Annotated in this window: 20 protein-coding genes and 1 pseudogene; 10 read left to right on the forward strand and 11 right to left on the reverse strand. The window is 70.2% G+C overall.

The features are described from left to right. Nucleotides 1–48: 48 nt before the first annotated feature. Nucleotides 49–279 (reverse strand): hypothetical protein, encoded by a 231-nt coding sequence (locus PBV52_RS41520; protein WP_126396598.1) that lies wholly within the window; start codon nucleotides 277–279, stop codon nucleotides 49–51. Nucleotides 280–524: 245 nt separating this feature from the next. Here PBV52_RS41520 and PBV52_RS41525 point away from each other — a divergent pair, with 245 nt between their 5' ends. After that, nucleotides 525–1,568: an alpha/beta fold hydrolase gene (locus tag PBV52_RS41525; RefSeq protein ID WP_274249896.1), complete on the forward strand. Its 1,044-nt coding sequence runs from the start codon at nucleotides 525–527 to the stop codon at nucleotides 1,566–1,568. A 35-nt stretch (nucleotides 1,569–1,603) separates the two neighbouring features. On the opposite strand, the gene PBV52_RS41530 is transcribed toward PBV52_RS41525, so the two are convergent. Together PBV52_RS41530 and PBV52_RS41535 are read right to left on the reverse strand one after the other, a co-directional pair. Further along, nucleotides 1,604–2,128, reverse strand: coding sequence for a toxin-antitoxin system, toxin component (locus PBV52_RS41530; protein ID WP_274249898.1), 525 nt, complete (start codon nucleotides 2,126–2,128; stop codon nucleotides 1,604–1,606). Between the two features lie 53 nt (nucleotides 2,129–2,181). After that, nucleotides 2,182–2,832 carry a helix-turn-helix transcriptional regulator gene (locus PBV52_RS41535; protein ID WP_274246094.1) on the reverse strand — a complete coding sequence of 217 codons (651 nt, stop codon included), beginning with the start codon at nucleotides 2,830–2,832 and terminating at the stop codon, nucleotides 2,182–2,184. 223 nt (nucleotides 2,833–3,055) lie between these two features. Here PBV52_RS41535 and PBV52_RS41540 point away from each other — a divergent pair, with 223 nt between their 5' ends. The 7 genes from PBV52_RS41540 to PBV52_RS41570 all read left to right on the forward strand — a co-directional run bounded on the left by PBV52_RS41540 (nucleotide 3,056) and on the right by PBV52_RS41570 (nucleotide 9,369). Then, nucleotides 3,056–3,718 (forward strand): hypothetical protein, encoded by a 663-nt coding sequence (locus PBV52_RS41540; RefSeq protein ID WP_274246096.1) that lies wholly within the window; start codon nucleotides 3,056–3,058, stop codon nucleotides 3,716–3,718. A gap of 118 nt (nucleotides 3,719–3,836) precedes the next feature. Next, on the forward strand, nucleotides 3,837–4,988 hold the full coding sequence (locus tag PBV52_RS41545) for an FAD-binding oxidoreductase (RefSeq protein ID WP_274246098.1): 1,152 nt from the start codon (nucleotides 3,837–3,839) through the stop codon (nucleotides 4,986–4,988). After that, nucleotides 4,985–5,287 (forward strand): (2Fe-2S)-binding protein, encoded by a 303-nt coding sequence (locus PBV52_RS41550; RefSeq protein ID WP_274246099.1) that lies wholly within the window; start codon nucleotides 4,985–4,987, stop codon nucleotides 5,285–5,287. Before PBV52_RS41545 ends, PBV52_RS41550 begins: the two co-directional genes overlap by 4 nt. Then, nucleotides 5,280–6,659 (forward strand): NAD(P)/FAD-dependent oxidoreductase, encoded by a 1,380-nt coding sequence (locus tag PBV52_RS41555; protein WP_274246101.1) that lies wholly within the window; start codon nucleotides 5,280–5,282, stop codon nucleotides 6,657–6,659. Before PBV52_RS41550 ends, PBV52_RS41555 begins: the two co-directional genes overlap by 8 nt. Next, nucleotides 6,656–7,558 carry a dihydrodipicolinate synthase family protein gene (locus PBV52_RS41560; protein WP_274246102.1) on the forward strand — a complete coding sequence of 301 codons (903 nt, stop codon included), beginning with the start codon at nucleotides 6,656–6,658 and terminating at the stop codon, nucleotides 7,556–7,558. The genes PBV52_RS41555 and PBV52_RS41560 overlap by 4 nt, the downstream gene beginning before the upstream one ends. 51 nt (nucleotides 7,559–7,609) lie before the next feature. Next, entirely contained in the window at nucleotides 7,610–8,611 is a 1,002-nt protein-coding gene (locus PBV52_RS41565; protein ID WP_274246104.1) for a proline racemase family protein, read from the forward strand. 53 nt (nucleotides 8,612–8,664) lie between these two features. Then, complete coding sequence (locus tag PBV52_RS41570) at nucleotides 8,665–9,369, forward strand: GntR family transcriptional regulator (RefSeq protein WP_274246106.1); 705 nt, start codon at nucleotides 8,665–8,667, stop codon at nucleotides 9,367–9,369. Nucleotides 9,370–9,412: 43 nt separating this feature from the next. Here PBV52_RS41570 and PBV52_RS41575 read toward each other — a convergent pair whose 3' ends face one another. Genes PBV52_RS41575 through PBV52_RS41590 form a run of 4 tightly spaced genes read right to left on the reverse strand, consistent with a single transcriptional unit; the run spans nucleotide 9,413 to nucleotide 12,796 of the window. Continuing rightward, nucleotides 9,413–10,225, reverse strand: a complete 813-nt coding sequence (locus PBV52_RS41575) for an ABC transporter ATP-binding protein (protein ID WP_274246108.1) — start codon at nucleotides 10,223–10,225, stop codon at nucleotides 9,413–9,415. Nucleotides 10,226–10,249: 24 nt separating this feature from the next. Next, nucleotides 10,250–11,029, reverse strand: a complete 780-nt coding sequence (locus PBV52_RS41580; RefSeq protein ID WP_373921972.1) for an ABC transporter permease — start codon at nucleotides 11,027–11,029, stop codon at nucleotides 10,250–10,252. Next, nucleotides 11,026–11,799 (reverse strand): ABC transporter permease, encoded by a 774-nt coding sequence (locus PBV52_RS41585; protein ID WP_274246110.1) that lies wholly within the window; start codon nucleotides 11,797–11,799, stop codon nucleotides 11,026–11,028. Before PBV52_RS41585 ends, PBV52_RS41580 begins: the two co-directional genes overlap by 4 nt. Nucleotides 11,800–11,827: 28 nt before the next feature. Then, on the reverse strand, nucleotides 11,828–12,796 hold the full coding sequence (locus tag PBV52_RS41590; RefSeq protein WP_274246112.1) for an ABC transporter substrate-binding protein: 969 nt from the start codon (nucleotides 12,794–12,796) through the stop codon (nucleotides 11,828–11,830). Between the two features lie 159 nt (nucleotides 12,797–12,955). Here PBV52_RS41590 and PBV52_RS41595 point away from each other — a divergent pair, with 159 nt between their 5' ends. Then, nucleotides 12,956–13,807 carry an IclR family transcriptional regulator C-terminal domain-containing protein gene (locus PBV52_RS41595; RefSeq protein ID WP_274249902.1) on the forward strand — a complete coding sequence of 284 codons (852 nt, stop codon included), beginning with the start codon at nucleotides 12,956–12,958 and terminating at the stop codon, nucleotides 13,805–13,807. Here the strand turns inward: PBV52_RS41595 and PBV52_RS41600 are convergent. Genes PBV52_RS41600 through PBV52_RS41610 form a run of 3 tightly spaced genes read right to left on the reverse strand, consistent with a single transcriptional unit; the run spans nucleotide 13,722 to nucleotide 15,927 of the window. After that, nucleotides 13,722–14,660, reverse strand: coding sequence for a PDR/VanB family oxidoreductase (locus PBV52_RS41600; protein ID WP_274246114.1), 939 nt, complete (start codon nucleotides 14,658–14,660; stop codon nucleotides 13,722–13,724). The genes PBV52_RS41595 and PBV52_RS41600 overlap by 86 nt on opposite strands. Continuing rightward, complete coding sequence (locus tag PBV52_RS41605) at nucleotides 14,657–14,860, reverse strand: hypothetical protein (protein WP_274246116.1); 204 nt, start codon at nucleotides 14,858–14,860, stop codon at nucleotides 14,657–14,659. Before PBV52_RS41605 ends, PBV52_RS41600 begins: the two co-directional genes overlap by 4 nt. Then, nucleotides 14,857–15,927 carry an aromatic ring-hydroxylating dioxygenase subunit alpha gene (locus PBV52_RS41610; RefSeq protein ID WP_274246118.1) on the reverse strand — a complete coding sequence of 357 codons (1,071 nt, stop codon included), beginning with the start codon at nucleotides 15,925–15,927 and terminating at the stop codon, nucleotides 14,857–14,859. The genes PBV52_RS41605 and PBV52_RS41610 overlap by 4 nt, the downstream gene beginning before the upstream one ends. Before the next feature lie 1,087 nt (nucleotides 15,928–17,014). On the opposite strand from PBV52_RS41610, the pseudogene PBV52_RS41615 reads away from it, so the two are divergent. Further along, nucleotides 17,015–17,226, forward strand: a pseudogene (locus tag PBV52_RS41615) (sugar ABC transporter ATP-binding protein); the annotation flags it as partial. Between the two features lie 1,294 nt (nucleotides 17,227–18,520). Here the strand turns inward: PBV52_RS41615 and PBV52_RS41620 are convergent. Further along, nucleotides 18,521–19,795 (reverse strand): DUF418 domain-containing protein, encoded by a 1,275-nt coding sequence (locus PBV52_RS41620; protein ID WP_274246121.1) that lies wholly within the window; start codon nucleotides 19,793–19,795, stop codon nucleotides 18,521–18,523. Nucleotides 19,796–19,802: the final 7 nt, after the last annotated feature.

Below are 19,802 nucleotides of genomic sequence, written 5' to 3' on the forward strand. Positions count from 1 at the left end.
CCCTCGGAGGACACCCGCGGGGGTGCCCGGCGGTCCGCCACCGCTGCGCTAGGGCTCCGCGGGACACCAGCTCTGCAACAGCCGGAAGAACTCCTCTTCGTTGCCACTCAGTCCCGCGTCCGCCAGGGCCTGTTCCGCCTCGGCGAGGACGGAGGGCGGGACGAGGGGTGGTCGGCGGGAGCCGGGGGGACCGTCGAACGCGGCTCGTACGGTGTGCAACAGCCGCAGATAGGCCTGGACGGCGGTGCGCTCGCGGTCGGTCAGTACGGCGGTGGGCATCGGTCGGCTCTCCCCAAGTCGGCGTCGTCGCGTCACGCCCCCGCATATGAGGGCGCATCACCAGCTTGCCGTCCACCACTGACAATCGGGTTCGTCCACGCGTCGGTTCGCCCGCTTAGCGGAGGGGAAACCTCCCCGAAATCCCTTGTGGGAAAGCCGTCCTACGCTGGAAGGAAGGGCTTTCGGCCGCGCTCTCGCGGCCAGGGAGCGCGTACAGGAACGGTGTGAAGAACGGAGGCGAGTGCGTGGTCGACGTCCCACGACGGCACCCGGCGCGCGCCGTACGACTGCGTCCGGTGGGCGACGGAGAACTCGAGTTGCGGTACCGCGTCGTGCACGGCTACCGGCGCGCCTTCCGGATGGCCGGCGAGGGTCCGGCGCTGGTGCTGATCCACGGCATAGGGGACTCCTCCGACACCTGGGCCGAGCTGATCCCCGACCTCGCCCGTACGCACACCGTGATCGCCCCCGACCTGCTCGGCCACGGTGCGTCGGACAAGCCGCGCGCCGACTACTCGGTGGCCGCGTACGCCAACGGCGTGCGCGATCTGCTCACCGCGCTCGGCATCGAGTCGGCGACACTGGTCGGGCACTCACTGGGCGGGGGAGTGGCGATGCAGTTCGCCTACCAGTTCCCCGAGCGCACCCAGCGGCTGATCCTGGTCAGCGCGGGCGGGGTGGGCCGCGAGGTCAATCCGGTGCTGCGGCTGGTCTCGTTGCCGGGCGCCCATCTGATGCTGTCGACGCTGCGGCTGCCGGGCATGCGGCTCCAAGTCGGGCTTGCGGTACGCCTGATGAGGCTCCTGGACACCGACCTCGGCCAGGACGCGCCGGAACTGCTCACCCTGGTCGACGCGCTGCCCGACGAAACCTCGCGCAACGCCTTCATCCGTACTCTGCGGGCGGTCGTCGACTGGCGCGGACAGGTGGTCACCATGCTGGACCGCTGCTATCTGACCGAGGGCATGCCGACCATGCTGCTGTGGGGCGACCGGGACAGCGTCGTACCGGTGCGGCACGCCTACGGCGCGCACGAGGCGATGCCCGGCAGCCGGCTGGAGATCTTCGAAGGTGCGGGCCACTTCCCGTTCCACACCGACCCGGCCCGCTTCGTCACCCTGGTCGAGGAGTTCACCAGTGGCACGGACCCCGCCGACTGGAGCCGCGAGAACTGGCGCGAGCTGCTGCGAGCGGGGCGGCCCGGCACGGCGGCGGGACAGCCGGACACGGACCGGGCACGCGCGGTGGAACGGAACCTGCGGGAGGCGAGCGAACGCAGCGCGACCTGACCCGAGCGGCCGTACCCGGCCCGGCGTGCCCTCGATCAGCCCTGTGGCCCGAGGTAACCCAGCGACGCCTCGATCCGCCCCGCCAGATGGTCCCGCTGCCCCCGCACCGACGAGACCGCCAGCCACGCACGGCACTTGCTGGCCAGCAGCAGACCGAAGGTCTCGGCCTCCTTCTCCTCGGCCTGGTCGAAGTGGCTGCGGGCGGCGACCTTCAGGACCGTCGATCGCAGGTCGGCCTCGTCGTCGAGGAGGCGGGCCGCCACGGTGGCACCCTCGATGCTGTGGCTGCAGTGGCCGGCCTTCATGTGCCACAGCTCGTGGCCGAGGATCACCAACTGATGGTCGGGGGCGGTGCGTTCCTCGATCACGACGAGGTCCTGGTCGGCCATGTCGAGCCACAGCCCGCTGGCCGTGCCGGGCGGGAAGGCGGCCGTACGGAAGAGGACCGGGCGGCCGCGGCGTCTGCTCATCGCGTCGCACAGGGCGCCGTACAGCTTCTCGGGCGCCGCGGGCGCGGGAAGCGTCAGCTCCGCGACCAACTCGCCGCACAGGCGGCGCATTTCCTTACCAGTGCCCACAGTTCTCCCGTTCTTCCCCGGTTTTCCCCTCCGGATCACGACTCGGGCCGCTTGACGCTTTCCAAGAGCATGTCCAGCCACTCCGCGACCTTGTCGCGGTGCTGGTCGGTGGGCAGTTGGGCGGCCCGCCAGGCGATTCCGCGCACGCCGTGGTCCTGCAGCAGCTTCTCCAGCGGATCCTCGGCGGCCTGGGCCGCCTCGCGCTCCGCGAGCTTTTGCAGCAGGTCCTGCTCGGTGCGCTGGAGGGCGCCCGCGAGCGCCTCGGGGTCCTCGGCCGTGAGGAATCCGGCGTGCACGCGGAAGAAACGCTGGATGGCGTCACAGTGTTCCATGGTGGGACGCCGGTCGCCGTTGATGAGAGCGCCTGCCTGCTGGCGCGACATGCCCGCGCCGTCGGCGATCTCCTGCTGGGTGTACTTACGGCCGTTCGGCTTGAGGCGGGTGCGGCGCAGGAGGTCGAGGCGCTGCAGGAACCGGGCCTGGACGTCCGGCTCGCCCGCCGGGCGACCGCTCAGCAGGGCCCTGACCACGGGCTCCGGGACGCCGGAGGCGGCGGACAGGCGGCCGGTGGCGAAGACCTCCGCGTGCGGCACGCCGAGCCGGTCGGCGAGCGCGGTGACACGAGCGACGACGGCCGGCAGTGCGGCCGTCGGCGCGGCGCCCGAACCCTCGAAGCCATCCGTCACCGACAGAACTCCTACGTCTCTCACAGGCTTCTCACAAACGGTTGCCGTGAACTTGACGGAGATTACCGGGTGGTTCGAACTCACATCCAGGTCTCGCCACAACTGTGGCCAATTTCAGCCGTCAACAGGCATGAAATGCCACGATAGTTGACACGCCTCGAGCCGGGGCAGCAGGATCAAGACGCCGCGTGAAGGCCGCATAGGCAAGAGGGGTGACCTCCCGATGGCATATCAGGCAGGTGGGCAGCGGTCCGTACCGCGGCCCGCCCCCGACAGTCCCGAGGCCCAGGCGTATCTGCGGGACTACGCCACCCTCCTGGAGGCCGTGCCCTTCCCGTCCGTCATCCTCGACCACCGCTGGGACGTCGTTCTGGCGAACACCGCTTTCGCGTCACTTTTCCGCGGCGTGGGCCCGCACCCCACGGCCATGCCCGACGACAACTTCCTCAGGTTCGTGCTCTTCCACCCGGACGCGAGCACGGTTCTCGGTGAGCACGAGTCCAGCTGGTGCCTGCCGATGCTGGCCCACTTCGCGGCCGCCGTGGAACGGCACGGCCACGACCACGGCCTGCAGGCCATCCGCCGGGAGATCGCCCAGGACCCCATCATGGAGGCGGCCTACCGGCAGGGCCTGCCGCACTGGATCCGTGCGGTCGGCGAGCGGGCCGTCGCCCATGACGGCGCCGTCCGTCCGTTGCTGCACCCCGACCCGCGCTGGGGTGCGACCGAATGCCGGGTCGTCGACGAGACGCCCAGGACCCTTCAGGAGATGGGCTACACCCGGCTGACGCTGGTCATGCGGGAGGTGCGCCGCGACCGATCCAGGGCGCGCACGGCCCGCCGCACCGCGGCCCACCTGCGCGTGGTGCCCGCCCCCGAGGACTGAACGGGGCACCGTCGGCGTTCAGGTCGCCGACGGCGCCCCGTCAGCGCGCTGCCCGGTTCCTGCGAGGAGACGGCGCGGGACTGTTCCCTCCCTGTGTGGTGTGTGACATAGTACTGACGTGACCGAGCGACTGACCTGCGACGTCGTGGTCGTCGGAGCCGGGATGGCAGGCGCTGCCTGCGCGCTGTACGCGGCTCGGGCGGGCCTCGACGTCATCCTCGTCGACCGCGGCCCGGTGGCCGGCGGCACGACCGGCGCCGGCGAGGGCAACATCCTCGTCTCCGACAAGGAACCGGGCCCGGAGCTCGACCTCGCGCTGCTGTCCGGCCGCCTGTGGGGCGAGCTGGCGCAGGAGTTCGGGGCGGCCGTCGAGTACGAGGCGAAGGGCGGTGTCGTCGTGGCCTCGTCCGCGGACGGGCTCGCGGCGCTGGAGCGGTTCGCCGCGGGGCAGCGCGCCGCAGGGGTCGTCGCGGAACCGGTCGCGGGTGACGCGCTGTACGAACTCGAACCCCATCTCGCCCCCGGCCTGCCCGGCGCCGTCCACTACCCCCAGGACTGCCAGGTCATGCCCGCCCTGGCCGCCGCCCACCTCGCCCGCGCCTCGGGCACCCGCCTGTTCACCGGCCGGACAGTGACGGACGTCCTGAGCACGCCGGACGGCGCGGTGCGCGGCGTCCGCACGGACCAGGGCGACATCCACACCCCGGCGATCGTCAACGCGGCCGGCACCTGGGGCGCAGAGCTTGCCGCACTCGCGGGCGTCCGCCTCCCCGTCCTCCCGCGGCGCGGCTTCGTCCTCGTCACCGAGCCGCTGCCCCGCCTGGTCCGCCACAAGGTGTACGCCGCTGACTACGTGGCCGACGTGGCCAGCGATTCGGCAGCGCTGCAGACCTCGCCGGTCGTCGAGGGCACGGCGGCGGGACCGATCCTGATCGGGGCGAGCCGCGAACGGGTCGGCTTCGACCGGACCTTCTCCCTGCCCGTCGTACGGGCGCTCGCGGCGGGCGCGACGCGGCTGTTCCCGTTCCTGTCGGACGTGCACGCGATGCGCGCCTACCTGGGCTTCCGCCCGTACCTGCCCGACCACCTGCCCGCCATCGGGCCCGACCCCCGGGTTCCCGGCCTGCATCACGCCTGCGGTCACGAGGGCGCCGGCATCGGACTCGCCACCGGCACCGGTCACTTGATCGCGCAGGCGCTGACCGCGAAGGCCCCCGACCTGGACCTGACGCCGTTCCGCCCCGACCGCTTCGCCGAGGAGGCCGTATGAGAACCCCTCTGGAGCTTGCCGACGCCCACCCGGGACCGGCCTTCACGGTCACCCTGGACGGCCGCGAGATCGAGGCACTGCCCGGCCGGACGGTCGCCGCCGCGCTCTGGGCGGCCGGGGTCACGTCGTGGCGCAGCACTCGGGGCGAGAGGCGCCCACGTGGCGTCTTCTGTGGCATCGGCGTCTGCTTCGACTGCCTGGTCACCGTCAACGACCGCCCGAACCAGCGGGCTTGCCTGGTGCCCTTGCACCCGGGCGACGTCATCCGCACGCAGGAGGGGACGGGGCACGATGGCTGACCTCGCGGTGATCGGCGCGGGTCCGGCGGGACTCGCCGCGGCGCTGGCGGCCGCCGCCCAGGGCGTGACGGTCGCGGTCGTCGACTCGGCGACGGAAGCGGGCGGGCAGTTCTACCGTCAGCCCGCGTCCGGTCTCCGCGCACGGCGACCGCAGGCCCTGCACCACCAGTGGCGAACCTGGGAACGGCTGAAGGACGGTCTGACCGGGAGCGGTGTCCGGTTGTTGACGGATCATCATGTCTGGTCCGTGGAGCGGGACTCCGACGGTTTCACCGTGCACGCCCTGCTCGGCCCCGAGCAGCGCGAGCCGGTCGCCGTGCGCGCCGACGCCGTACTCCTCGCCACCGGCGGCTACGAGCGGGTGCTTCCCTTCCCCGGCTGGACCCTTCCCGGTGTCGTCACCGCCGGTGGTGCGCAGGCGATGCTGAAGGGCGGGCTCGTGGCGCCGGGGCGCAGAGCGGTCGTCGCCGGGACCGGCCCGTTGCTGCTGCCCGTGGCGACCGGGCTCGCGGCGGCGGGCGTCGAGATCGCGGCGCTCGTCGAGGCGGCAGGCCCCAAGGACCTCGTACGGCACGGGCGGGCGCTGGCCGGCAAGCTTCCCGAGGGCGCCGGATACGCGGCCCGCCTCCTGCGTCACCGCGTCCGCCTCCTCTCGCGCCATACGGTCGTCCGCGCCCACGGCGACGAGCGGCTCACCGGTGTCACCGTGGCCGCGCTCGACACCGACGGGCGCGTCCGCCCCGGCACCGGGCGGTACCTCCCGTGCGACACCCTCGCCGTCGGACACGGGATGCTCCCGCACACCGACCTCGCCGAGACCCTCGGCTGCCGCCTGGACGGCCTCACGGTGGCCGTCGACGACGAGCAGCGCACGGATGTGCCCGGCGTATGGGCGGCGGGCGAGTCCACCGGCATCGGCGGCGCGGCCCTCGCCCTGGCCGAAGGGCACATCGCCGGACGCTCGATCGCCGCACGCCTGAAGGGCGCCGAACCCGATCCGACGCAGTGGGCGCCGGCTGCCAAGTCCCGTACGAAACTTCGGAAGTCGGCCGCCGCCCTCGACGCCGCGTACCCGCCGCCCGCGCACTGGAGCGACCAGGTCACCGACGACACCCTCGTCTGCCGGTGCGAGGAGGTCACCGCGGGGGCCGTCCGCGAGGCCGTGGACGAGCTCGGGGCGGGCGACGTCCGCACCGTGAAACTGCTGACCCGGGCCGGCATGGGCTGGTGCCAGGGACGTGTGTGCGGGCCCGCGGTCGCCGGGCTCGCCGGATGTGAACTCACCCCGTCCCGGCCGTCCTTCGCGCGACCCGTACCGCTCGGTGTGCTCGCTCGGCAGCACGGCATGGCCACGGAGAAAGGAACCTCATGACCGACCGAATGACCGACCACCGCCCCTGGCGCGGCGTCCTCGTCGCCACCGCGCTCCCGCTCGACGACGACCTCCGCGTCGACCACGGCAGGTACGCCGAGCACTGCGCCTGGCTCGTCGAGAACGGCTGTGACGGCGTCGTGCCGAACGGCTCGCTCGGGGAGTACCAGGTCCTCACCCCCGAGGAGCGGGCGAAGGTCGTGGAGACCGCCGTGGCCGCGATCGGCGGCTCGCGGGTGATGCCCGGAGTGGCCGCCTACGGCTCGGCCGAGTCCCGCCGCTGGGCCGAGCAGGCGCGCGACGCGGGCTGTGCGTCCGTGATGCTGCTGCCGCCCAACGCCTACCGTGCCGACGAGCGCTCGGTGCTGTCGCACTATGCGGAGGTCGCCGAGGCGGGCATCCCGATCGTGGCGTACAACAACCCCATCGACACCAAGGTCGACCTCGTCCCCGAACTGCTCGCCAAGCTGCACGGCGAGGGGTACATCCAGGCGGTGAAGGAGTTCTCCGGCGACGTCCGTCGCGCCTACCAGCTCGCTGAACTCGCCCCAGAACTGGACCTGTTGATCGGCGCCGACGACGTCCTGCTGGAACTCGCGATCGCCGGCGCCAAGGGGTGGGTCGCCGGTTACCCGAACGCGCTGCCGAGGTCCACCGTGGAGCTGTATCGCGCGGCCGTGGGCGGCGACCTCGGCACCGCGAAGAAGCTCTACGAGCAGCTGCACCCGCTGCTGCGCTGGGACTCCAAGGTCGAGTTCGTGCAGGCGATCAAGCTCTCCATGGACATCGTCGGCCGCCACGGGGGACGCTGCCGTCCACCACGGGTGCCCCTGCTGCCCGAGCAGGAGGCCACGATCCGCGCCGCCACCGAGCAGGCCGTCGCCGCAGGGCTCGCGTAACCGCACTCGCGCTGACCGCAAAGGATGCGTAACCGCAAAGGAGGCTGGACCGTGCGCAGCAAACTCGTCCTGCACGCCGTCGACTCACACACCGAGGGCATGCCCACCCGCGTCATCACCGGGGGCATCGGCACGATCCCGGGCGCGACCATGAACGAGCGGCGCCTGTACTTCCGTGAGCACCGCGACGACATCAAGCAGCTCCTGATGAACGAGCCGCGCGGCCACTCGGCGATGAGCGGCGTCGTCCTGCAGCCGCCCACCCGCCCCGACTGCGACTGGGGGGTGATCTACATCGAGGTCTCCGGCTATCTGCCGATGTGCGGGCACGGCACGATCGGCGTGGCGACCGTGCTCGTCGAGACCGGCATGGTGGAGGTCGTCGAGCCGGTCACCACGATCCGGCTCGACACCCCGGCGGGCCTGGTCGTCGCCGAGGTGGCGGTGCAGGACGGCGCCGCGAAGGCGGTCACCCTCCAGAACGTGCCGTCCTTCTCCGTCGCCCTCGACCGCAAGATCGCACTGCCCGACGGGCGCACGGTGACATACGACATGGCATACGGCGGCAACTTCTACGCCATCCTGCCGCTGGAGGAGTTCGGGCTGCCCTTCGACCGCTCCCGCAAGGACGACATCCTCAAGGCGGGGCTCTCCCTCATGGCGGCGATCAACGCCGAGGAGGAGCCCGTGCACCCCGAGGACCCGTCCATCCGCGGCTGCCACCACGTCCACCTGACCGCCCCCGGCGCCACCGCTCGCCACTCCCGGCACGCCATGGCGATCCACCCCGGCTGGTTCGACCGCTCGCCCTGCGGCACGGGCACCAGCGCGCGGATGGCGCAGTTGCACGCCCGCGGTGAACTGCCCCTGCACACCGAGTTCGTGAACGAGTCCTTCATCGGGACACGGTTCACCGGCCGCCTCCTCGGCACCACCGAGGTCGCGGGCCGACCGGCCGTCCTGCCCAGCTTCACCGGCCGTGCCTGGATCACCGGCACCGCCCAGTACCTGCTCGATCCGACGGATCCGTTCCCGGCCGGGTTCGTGCTCTGAACGTCGAGGATAATGAGGGACGTAACGCGTGACATTGCACAGCTAGGAGACCCATGGCCGCCCAGCGCACCAGCGCCCCGCCCGCCGCAGCCGGCCCGGCACTGCCCACCCTGGGCGGCAAGAAGAGCAGCTACCGCGAGCGGGTCGCCGACGCCCTGCGGGCCGCGCTGATCGCCGGGGAGCTGCTCCCCGGCGAGGTGTACTCCGCGCCGGCGCTCGCCGCCCGCTTCGGCGTCTCGGCGACCCCGGTGCGCGAGGCCATGCTGGACCTGGTCAAGGAGGGCCTGGTCGACACCGTCCCCAACAAGGGCTTCCGGGTCACCGCGGTCTCCGAGAAACAGCTCGACGAGTACAAGCACATTCGCGCCCTCATCGAGATCCCCACGGTGGTGGAGCTGGCCACGACCGCCGACAAGGTCTCGCTGGAGGCGCTGCGCCCCGCCGCCCGGGAGATCGTCCAGGCGGCCGTCTCCGGTGACCTCATCGCGTACGTCGAGGCCGACACCCGCTTCCACCTCGGCCTGCTCGCCCTCGCCGGGAACGCCCACCTCGTCGAGGTCGTCGGCGACCTGCGCAAACGCTCCCGTCTCTACGGCCTCACCGCGCTCGTCGAGGCGGGCCGGCTGCTGGCCTCCGCAGAGGAGCATCTCGAACTGCTCGACGCGCTGATCGCCCGCGACGAGAAGGCCGTACGCGAGGTCATGACCCGCCACCTCGGACATGTGCGCGGCCTGTGGGCCGCCCGCGGGGATCGTTGACGCGGCTACGCAAGAAGAGGCTCACCGGCAGTACGGCCACCGTTCAGTGAGGTGGAGGCGTATCCGACTTCGTGGCCGCATCCTGGGGAGCCCCCCGCTTCGCCGCCTGGATCTGCTCGTACACATGGGTGCGCAGTTCGGCGAAGCGCGGGTCCACGCGGGTGTGCAACTGGTCGCGCTCGGCGGGCAGATCGACCTTCAGCTGCTCCTGGACGACGGTGGGCGAGGCGGACAGCACGATGACCCGCTCGCCGAGATAGACCGCCTCGTCGATGTCATGGGTGACGAACAGGATCGTGATGCCGCGCTCCCGCCACAGCCCCCGGACGAGGTCCTCCAGATCGGCCCGGGTCTGCGCGTCCACGGCCGCGAACGGCTCGTCCATCAGCAGCACACGGGGCTCGTACGCCAGCGCCCGGGCGATGGCGACCCGCTGCTGCATTCCGCCGGACAGCTGCCACGGATACGCCGCGACAGCGTCCGCCAGCCCCACCGACTCCAACGCGTCCCGCACCAGCTCCCGGCGTCGCGCCTTGCTCAAGTCCTTCTGCTTCAGGGGGAGTTCGACGTTCTCGCCGACCCGCATCCACGGGAACAGGCTGCGCCCGTACTCCTGGAAGACGAACGCCATCCCGGGCGGCGGGCCGCTCACCTTCCGCCCCTCCAGCAGGACTTCACCGCTCGTCGGCGCGAGCAGACCGCCCATGCACTTCAGCAGCGTCGTCTTGCCGCAGCCCGACGGGCCGACGAGACAGACCAGTTCACCCGCGTCGACGGTGAAGGTGAGGTCGCGTACCGCCTCCACGCGGCGTCCGGATCCCTCGTAGACCTTCTTCAGGCCGCGTACGTCGAGCATGGACCGCCCCTTCACGATGTTCACTCAAGGCCGCCGGGTGGTCGCGCGCAGGCCGTGGTACCAGCCGAGCACCCGGCGCTCGACCAGTCGGAAGACGGCGGAGAGCAGGAAGCCGAGCAGACCGAGGACGAGGATCCCGGTCCACATGTCGGGGATCGCGAAGCTGCGCTGGAACTGGACGACGGTGAAGCCGATGCCGTTGTTGGCGGTGAACATCTCGCTGATGACCATGAGGATGATGCCGATCGAGAGTGCCTGGCGCAGTCCGGCGAAGATCTGCGGGCTCGCGGAGCGCAGCACCAGATGGCGCAGGCGGGCGATCCCCGCGACGCCGTAGGAGCGGGCCGTCTCCAGCATCACCGAGTCGACCGCGCGCACGCCCTCCACGGTGTTGAGCAGGATCGGCCAGACGCAGCCGCTCGCGATCACGACGATCTTCATGGTGTCGCCGATGCCCGCGAACAGCATGATGACCGGCACCAGCACGGGCGGCGGCACGGCCCGCAGGAACTCCAGGACCGGTTCGCACACCGCGCGCACCCTGCGGTAGGAGCCGATGACCGTGCCGAGCGCGACGCCCACCACGGCAGCCAGCGCATAGCCGCCCAGGAGGCGCAGGATGCTCGGTACGACGTCCGTGCGCAGCCGGTCGGCCGTCCAGACGTCCGGGAAGGTGTCGAGGATCGTCCGCAGCGGCGGCCAGAAGGGATCCGTGCTGCCGTCCGACGCCGCCCACCACGCCGCGACCAGCACCACGGGCAGCGCGACGACGAAGAACAGTTGCGCCAGAAAGCGCCCGATCACACCGCCACCTCCCCGCGCACCGACTGGTGCCAGGCCAGCGCCCGCCGCTCCACCGTTCGCGCGCCGATGTTGATGAGCAGCCCCAGCAGACCCGCGACCACGATGAGCGCGTACATCTCCGGCACCGCCTGCGAGGTCTGCGCCACCGCGATCTGCCGGCCCAACCCCGGGGCGCCGATGACGAGTTCGGCGGTGATCGCGAGGATCAGCGCCACCGCGGCGGCCAGCCGCACACCGGTCATGACGTACGGCAGGGCGGTCGGCCACAGCACATGGCGCACGCGCGCCCAGGTGCCGAGGCCGTAACTGCGTGCCGTCTCCTCGGCGACCGGGTCGACGTCCTGGACGCCGTACAGGGTCTGGATGAGCACCTGCCAGAAGGAGGCGTACACCACCAGCAGGAGCACCGACTTCAGTTCGGTGCCGTAGAGCAGCACCGCCAGCGGGATCAGCGCCACCGACGGGATCGGGCGCAGGAACTCGATCGTCGAGGCCGTCGCCTCGCGCAGATACGGCACGACGGAGACGACCACGCCCGCGACGACGCCGGCGCAGACCGCGATGGCCAGGCCCAGCGCCCAGCCGGTGAGGGTGTCGCCGAGCGCGCTCCAGAAGGCGGCGTCGCCGACCTCGTCCGCGAGTGCTTCGGCGATACGGCTCGTCGGCGGGAAGTACGCCTCCTTGACCAGGCCGAGCCGCGGCACCGCCTCGCCCAGGGCGAGGAAGGCCGCGAGCCCGGCCGCACCGAGTGCGACGTTCTCGCCCCTCATGCGTTCATGTCCCTCATGCGTCCGTCTCTCACGGCAGCAGCGCGTCCAGGTCGGGCGTCTTCTTGAAGAGGCCGTCCTCCTCGCCGAGCTTCATGAGGGCCTCGATGGAGGCGCGGTTCGGCTCGCTCGGCCACTTCGGCAGGATCACCTGCTCCAGCACCGACGCCGGGATCTTGGTGTACGTCGTGACGATCTGCCGGGCCTCGTCCGGGTGGGCCTCGGCGTACGCGAGGGACTCGGCGGTGGCCTCCTGGAACTTCTTGACCACGTCCGGGTGTTGCTGCGCGTACTGCGTCGAGGTGAAGTACATGGCGACGGTGACGTCCGGCGCGACGTCGACCAAGGGCGAGGCGATCTCCCGGCCGCCCTGGCTGCGGATGGTGGCGGTCGCCGGCTCGACCACGCACGCGGCGTCGATCTGGCCGTTGTCGAGGGCGGCGGGCATCTGGTCGAAGGGCATCTCGACGAGGTTCACCTTGTCCGGGTCGCCGCCCGCCTTGCGCACCGCCTGGCGGACCGCGGTCTCGTTGATGTTCTTCAGGGTGTTGATGGCGACCTTCTTGCCCTCCAGCTGCTTCGGCGACTTGACGGTGCTGTCCTTCTTCACCATCAGGCCGTTGAAGTCCTTGCCCCGCACGCCGGTCGAGGCGATGCCGTTGGCGACGGCCTTCACGGGAACGCTGTTGGTCTGGGCGACCATCAGGGACGTCACATTGCTGAAGCCGAACTGGAACTGCCCACTGACCACGCCGGGCACGATCGCCGCACCGCCCTGAGCCGCGGTGAACTCCAGTTTCAGGCCGTGCTTCTCGAAGAAGCCCTTCTTCTGGCCGAGATACAGCGGCGCGACATCCACGATCGGGATGATTCCGAGCTTGACGGTGGTGACACCGCCGGACGACGCGCCCGCCTCCGGCGAACCGCCGTCGGACGAGCCGCAGGCCGTCGCGACGAGCAGCAGGACGCCGGCGGTGAGACCGGCCGACAGACGACGCATGGGCTCCTCCTGTACAGACAACGGTGCAGCGGTGTTCCGACAGGTTGTGCGCAAGGCGCACAGTAGTGCGCGGGAATGCCCAGCGGGAAGGTAGAAGTCTCAACGGAGCCGGGGCAACGGGGTTCGCCGACAACATTGTTGACACTATTGGAGGTGGCGATGCTTCCGGGAGACCGCGCACCACACTTCGTGAGGTCCTTCGAGCGCGGCCTCGCCGTGATCCGCTCCTTCGACGCCGAGCACCCCGTCCGCACGCTCAGCGAGGTCGCCCACACCTGCGACCTGACCCGCGCCGCCGCCCGCCGACTGCTGCTGACCCTCGCCGACCTCGGCTACGTCCACCAGGACGGACGGCTCTTCCGCCTCACGCCGCGCGTGCTGGAGCTGGGCTACTCGTACCTCTCCAGCGTCACCCTGCCGCAGATCGCCGAGCCGCATCTCGAGCAACTCGTCGCGCACGTACGGGAGTCGTCGTCGCTGTGCGTCCTGGACGGCGACGACATCGTGTACGTGGCGCGAGTGCCGACCCGTCGCATCATGACCGCGTCCATCACGGTCGGTACCCGCTTCCCGGCACATGTGACGTCGGTGGGCCGGGTGATCCTCGCCCATCTGCCGGAGGAGGAGATCGAAGTCCGGCTCGCCCGGGCGGAGTTGAAGCCGCTGACCGGGCGCACCATCACCGCGCCGGACCCCCTGCGGGCGGAACTGCGGCGCGTCCGCCGGCAGGGTTACGCCATCGTCGACCAGGAGTTGGAGGAAGGGCTCCGGTCGGTGGCTGCCCCGGTGCGGGAGCGGGACGGCGAGGTGGTGGCCGGCGTGAACATCGCGGTGCACGCCGGCCGCACCTCGGTGGACTCGATCCGCGCGGACCTGCTGCCGCATCTGCTCGCGGCGGTGGCCCGGATCGAGGCCGACCTGAGGATCACAGGTCCAGCACGAGCCGCTTCCCACGGCACCGGGACACACAGATCATCATCGTCTCGCCGCTCTCCTGCTCCTCCTGCGTGAGCACGGAGTCCCGGTGCTCCGGGGTGCCGTCGAGGACGTCGGTCTCGCAGGTCCCGCAGGTGCCCTCGGTACAGGAGAACAGCACCTCGACACCGGCGGCGCGCACGGCGTCGAGCACGGAGACGTCCGGGGGCACGGTGAGCTTCTTGCCGCTCTGCGCCAGCTCGACCTCGAACTCCGTGTTCTCGCCGTCCTCCTGCTCCTTCGGCGCGAACCGCTCCACGTGCAGCAGCCCGGCCGGGCACCGCGCCTCCACCGCGTCGAGCAGAGGCCCGGGCCCGCAGCAGTAGACGAGCGTGCTCTCGGGAACGTCGTCGAGCACCGAGGCGAGGTCCAGAAGACCGGTCTCGTCCTGTGGGGCGACGGTGACGCGGTCGCTGCCGTAACGGCTCAACTCCTCGGTGAACGCCATGGAATGGCGGGTCCGGCCGCCGTACAGCAGGGTCCACTGCGCCCCCGCGGCCTCCGCCGCCGCCAGCATCGGCAGGATCGGCGTGATGCCGATGCCGCCGGCGATGAAGCGGTAGCGGGGCGCGGGGCGCAGGGCGAAGTGGTTGCGCGGCCCGCGCACCCGGACCTTGTCGCCCTGCCCCAACTGCTCGTGCACATGGGCGGATCCGCCCCGCCCGTCCGGCTCCCGGAGCACGGCGATCCGCCAGGTGTCGCGGTCCGCCGGATCGCCGCACAGCGAGTACTGCCGCTCCAGCTCCGGACCGAGGACGACATCGATGTGCGCGCCCGGCTCCCACGCCGGGAGCGCCTCGCCCAGCGGGTGGCGCAGGGTGAGGGCGAGCACGCCGTCGGCCGCGAACTCCTTGCGGTCGACGACGAGTTCGGCTTCGTACACGGTCATGAGCTGTTTCCTTGCGGCTGGTGTCCTTGCGGCTGGTGCCCCTGTGGCTGGTGTCCCTGTGGATGGGCGAGCATCCACTCCCACATCTCGATCGGGTCCTGCGAGGTGTGCTCGCGTCCGCAGTGACAGGTGCCGTGCAGGACGTCGGTGCCCGGCAGCCAGTCGATGCGGTAGATCTCCCCGGTGGAGCTGCCGCTCACAGGACCTTCTCCACGGGCTTGTCGCCCTCCTCGACCAGCCGGGCGAGGATACGGCGGGCGGCCAGGCCGCCGGTGTCGATGTTGATGCTGAGCTCCTGGTAGCCGGTGCGCTCGGTGCCGAGGGTCCGCTGCAGCAGGTTGAGGGCGGTGACGTCCTGCATGACGACGGTGTGGTTGTTGCCGCGCAGGAACTCGGTGACCTCGTCGTCGTCCGTCGCCCAGTCCCGCGAGACCGCCCAGAAGTCGTACACCTTGCCGTCGCCGGACGGTGTGATGGCGTACGTGATCTCGGTGTGGAAGCCGTTCGGGTCGCTGCCGTCCGCCTCGGGCAGCACGCCGACCGGGGCGATACGGCTGTGCAGCAGGTACAGGCAGGGGGCGTGGTACTCGATGTCCTGCCAGCGGGTGATGCGGCCCTCGATGCCGGTGGACTTGGCGTAGAACGGCGGGCACTCGGCGTCGTCCATGTGCCGGCTGACCCTCACGATGCCGGCGCCCTCGTCGACCTCGGTGGTGATCGGCGTCTCGGCGACCTCGGGGGTGCCGATGTAGCCGCCGTGGAGGTAGGTCTCGTGGGACAGGTCGAGGAGGTTGTCGACGAGGAGGCCGTAGTCGCAGTCGATGGGCTCCATGCCGCGCACGGTGACCCAGCCGGGGGAGTCGAGGTGCTTGGCCCGCGGGATGTCCTGCGGGTCGGCGAGCGCCGGGTCACCTATCCACACCCAGATCAGCGAGTCCTGCTCGACCACGGGGTAGGAAGCCACGCGCGCCGTACGCGGGATGCGTTTCTGCCCCGGCACGTACACGCACGCACCGGTCGTGTCGTACGTGAACCCGTGGTACCCACACACGATCCGGTCGCCGTCGAGCCGGGTCGGGGCCTCGGACAGCGGGTAGCGGCGGTGCACACAGCGGTCGTGCAGGACGACCGGCGTCCCGTCCTCCTCCGTGCGGTAGAGGACGAGGGTCTCCCCGAGGATCGTCCGGCCGAGCAACTCGCGTCCGACCTCATGGCTGTAGGCGGCGACGTACCACTGGTTCCTGGCAAAAGCGGTGATGTGCGGCATGGCAGTTCCCGTCCCTGTCGGCGGGGCTCCGTCGCCCCGCGTGCCGTGGTTGCAATCAGGGTCGTGAGGCTTGCATCGGCTCGGCAAGGCGGCTTCTGCCAGGCGGAAGGACTTCTGTAAAGAGGCTGGTCAGAGCACCTGTTCTGTTACCCCCAGCTACCAGGGCAGGTGGCCCGGGTGGTGGTGCTGCTACTCATTGCGTGGCGTTAATCGCCCAAAAATATCCACTTAGTTACAAATGTGATATCCGTCTGTCGGTGGATGCTCGGTACAGCGGCAAGAATCAGCATCACTGCAGGTCAACTACTGTTCGTTTTGGAGTCTGGGGCCCTCGGGTCGAATCCGGGTCGAATCCGCACCCTTTTATTTTGTCGAGCGTGTTGCAGCTGGTCAGGGTGGTGTGAGGTCACGTGCTGGTTCGCCTCGTGGATGGGGTGGCGCGGCGAGCGGTCGGGCCGATGAGCCGCTGAAGATGCACTGAGTGGCGGTGATCGGCTGTCAGGGGCAGGGGGCTCACCAGCGGATTCTTCGCTGCTGGTGGTGCGCGCCTTCCGTGATCATGTCCTGCGGAAATGCCTTCAGGAGGGACGGCTGATGCGTGACGGCCCGGGCTTGATGGTTCCTGGCCGAGACCGACCTGCCGAGCTTTTCAGGGGCCGTCCAGGAGCCGCGCGGTGGTCGGGCTACGGGGCTGAGGCCCCGCCGTTTCGCGCGGCAGCCGACGCTCTCGCAACATCCGGTACACACCGGAACTGCCATTCCTCGGCGCCGACATCAGCACAGCCTCGGTCGGCTCGCCGTCACCAACGCCGAACTGGAAATCTTGGTATACCTCGACGAGTTCATGGGTCTGTGAGGACCCTTGAGTGCGCTCATGTAAGTTCTGTTCATGGCTGGGCAGTTGGGGGAGTTCACATCTTCTGTGTCCAGGTCGGCACTGCCGCGCGGGGTGACAGACGCCCGTGCGCCCGCGGCGAACGGGGCAGCTGGTCGACGGAATTCACCTCGCGGTACGAGGCGAATGGCATCCTGACCGGCGCCAGTGACGACATCGCGCTGGACCTGATCCGCGAGGGCGGCAACCGCACCGTCGGCCTGGTCTTTCGTCGTACGCGGAAAGACCGCCCGAGCGCCAACAACGCGACTCGTTGAGCAACTTGGGCACCCGGTGTTCGACCCGGTACGGCTCGTGGGCGAGTTGTCGGCGGCTCAGCAGTAGATCGTGTCCATAGCGCGGGACTCTGCCACGATGCACGGCTCATCGTGGTGGCTGAACAGTCCGCCGCGCTCGACCCTGACGGGCGAAGTCGTCACCATGATGATCGGGGGTATCGTCGAACACGTCTCCCCGGACCGCACCACTCCGCGGCGCACTGAGGCTCGAAGTTCACGGACTATGCCACGCAGAAACCAGACCCCTGGTTCTCACTCTCCATTCCGCTGAGATTACGGTTTCTCCGGGATCGTCGGCTCCGGCGTCGGTCTGAGATCCTGGAAGTGATCTACAGGGTGTGCAGACGCGGCGGCGGCGCGTTCTGGTCGAGGGGGGGGGTGGGGCTATGCCCCAGCAGCGTCCGTTCGTGCCGCCTTCCCGAGCGCGACACGCGTGACACGAGGCGGTGTCGGCCAGGGTGTGGTCGACTCGCCCGACGTGTCGCGCCCGGATAGTTGACGGATACCGAACCCGGGTCTTCTCCATCTCGAACAGAACCCGGCGTACAGCCCGACTCGTCTGCCGCCCCGTATTTTCGCGAGTCAGAGGGCATGGTTACTGGCTAAACAAACGCTCGGGGTCGAATCCGGGGCGAATCCGAGCCGTAGGTATCGTCGTTTCTGTCCGCCGTACATGCGCAATATCCGGTCATTTCGGGTGCCAAATGTGGTCCAGTGCCGCTCTGGAGGAGACATCTCGGATTCTGATGCACTCGGAAGTACATGTACGAGGTGGGTGTCTTCTTGCCGGCCTGCTCTGGCTGAAGCTGAGCACCGATGGCGCGTCCTCCAGCGAGCCGTGCCCGGGCCGGGACAGGTGACATTGCTCGCGGCATGTCGAGACAGCTGCCAATGGCGCCCTCTCGGGTGTCGCGGGACGCGCCGGACTGAACCCCCGTGCGGCGGTGAAGGCTGCCGCGAATGGGCATGAGCGACGCCGAGACCCCGCCCACCAGCACCAGCAACCCGGCGTACGCACCTACCCGCACGCCGGGACGGTCGTCCACACAGCCTTGACAGCCCCAGCCCTCATGGGGGCAGAGATGGGTGGGTACACGGGGTCGGGTATACGTTGGCGTGCTGTGTGTCCGGCTGGTGAGCTCCCGGGGTGGGACATTGATGGGACACAGGGATGGGGAACGGACACCGGAAGGTCGACCGCTCCCTGGCTGCTACGAGAGTTACCGATCCGGCTTCGCCGGCCATGGCGACGGCAGTTCCGAGACAGACGGTCGTACCTGGCCCGCCGAGAACGGAGTTCAGCCCTCCGCACGCTGTCGGTCGAGCCACCGGTGAAGGCCGCGGCTGGCCCAGTCACAACTGGATCTGTGAGCCGTCCATGCCGGGGTGGGGCGTGGAGGCGTCCCACCCCGGCCGGGTTTCATCGGATGTGCTTCGCCGGCTTGGTGGCGGTGTTGAGCAGGTACTCCAGGGGGCCGCGGCGGAAGAAGCGGGACCAGATCGCGGCGAACACGATCGCCCCCAGGATGTACGTGAGCACGGGCACCCAGGACTTCGTGGTGCCAGCGCCGGAAGCGGGCCACGCGGACTGTGCGAGGAAGTGGCCGACGTAGGCCGTCAGGGACATGGTGCCCACGGCGATGACCGGTTTCGCCAGGCGGCGCAGGCGCGGCAGGCGGTCCATCGCCACCGTCGCGCCCACGATCACGAGGATCGCGACACCCACGCAGCCGATGATGTCGAACGTGGTGCCGCTGTGCGACACGGCACCCAGCAGGTCCGAGGCCGACAGCACGGGCCCGCCGGACCCGCCGTCCATGGACCCCGGCCCGGAGCCGCTGCCCATGGAGCCCGCCCCGGAGCCGCTGGACGGCCCTCCGCCTCCCCCGAAGCTCAACACCGCGCTCTTGCCCGCCAGCAGCATGGCCAGGCCGTAGGCGCCTGCGGTGAGGCCGGCACCGAGCGCGGCCAGGCGCCGCTGGACGGCCGGGGCGGACAGGTCGAGGCGGGCCAGCGCCATGCCGGTGATCACGAACGACATCCACGTGATGGTCGGGTAGAGGCCCGTGAGCAGCAGATCGAGTACTCCCACGGTGCTGAGCCGTTCCAGCGGGTCGTAGGCGTTGATGCTCTGCTGGACGGAGTCACTCAGCCACGCTTTCAGGACGAACGCCAACTGCGGCGTGACGAGCGCGAGCCCCGCCGCAATGATCGCCAGCGTCCTGGCGCTCAGTCGCACCAAGAACAGGGCGAGGAGGAAGTAGACGCCGTAGAAGGCGAGGATGACGATGTCCCCGTACTCCATCGCCATCACGGTGCCCAGCACCAGCAGGATCATGGCGCGGATCGCGATCCGGGCCTTCGCCTGCCGGCCGGCCAGGCCGGTCTTCGGCTCACGGCGGCCGGCGATCAGCATCAGCGAGAACCCGGCGAGGGTGGCGAACAGGGCCGACGAGCGCCCCTCGGCCAGGAAGTACACCCAGCTGCCGACGCTGCCCGTGGGTGACTGCATCGGGGCGATGTGCACGATGTACATGCCGAACACCGCCAGCGCGCGGGCCAGATCCACCCCGACCAGGCGTCCCATCGAGGGGCCGTCCGAGACCTGCCCGGCGGACTCGGACGAGGTTCTTGGCCCTGGGGGCGAGTTCTCCTGCGGAGCCGGTGTCTCCTGCGGCGGCTGTGTCTGTTTCATACGGAGA

The sequence above is a fragment of the Streptomyces sp. T12 genome (genome assembly GCF_028736035.1).
GTDB lineage: Bacteria > Actinomycetota > Actinomycetes > Streptomycetales > Streptomycetaceae > Streptomyces.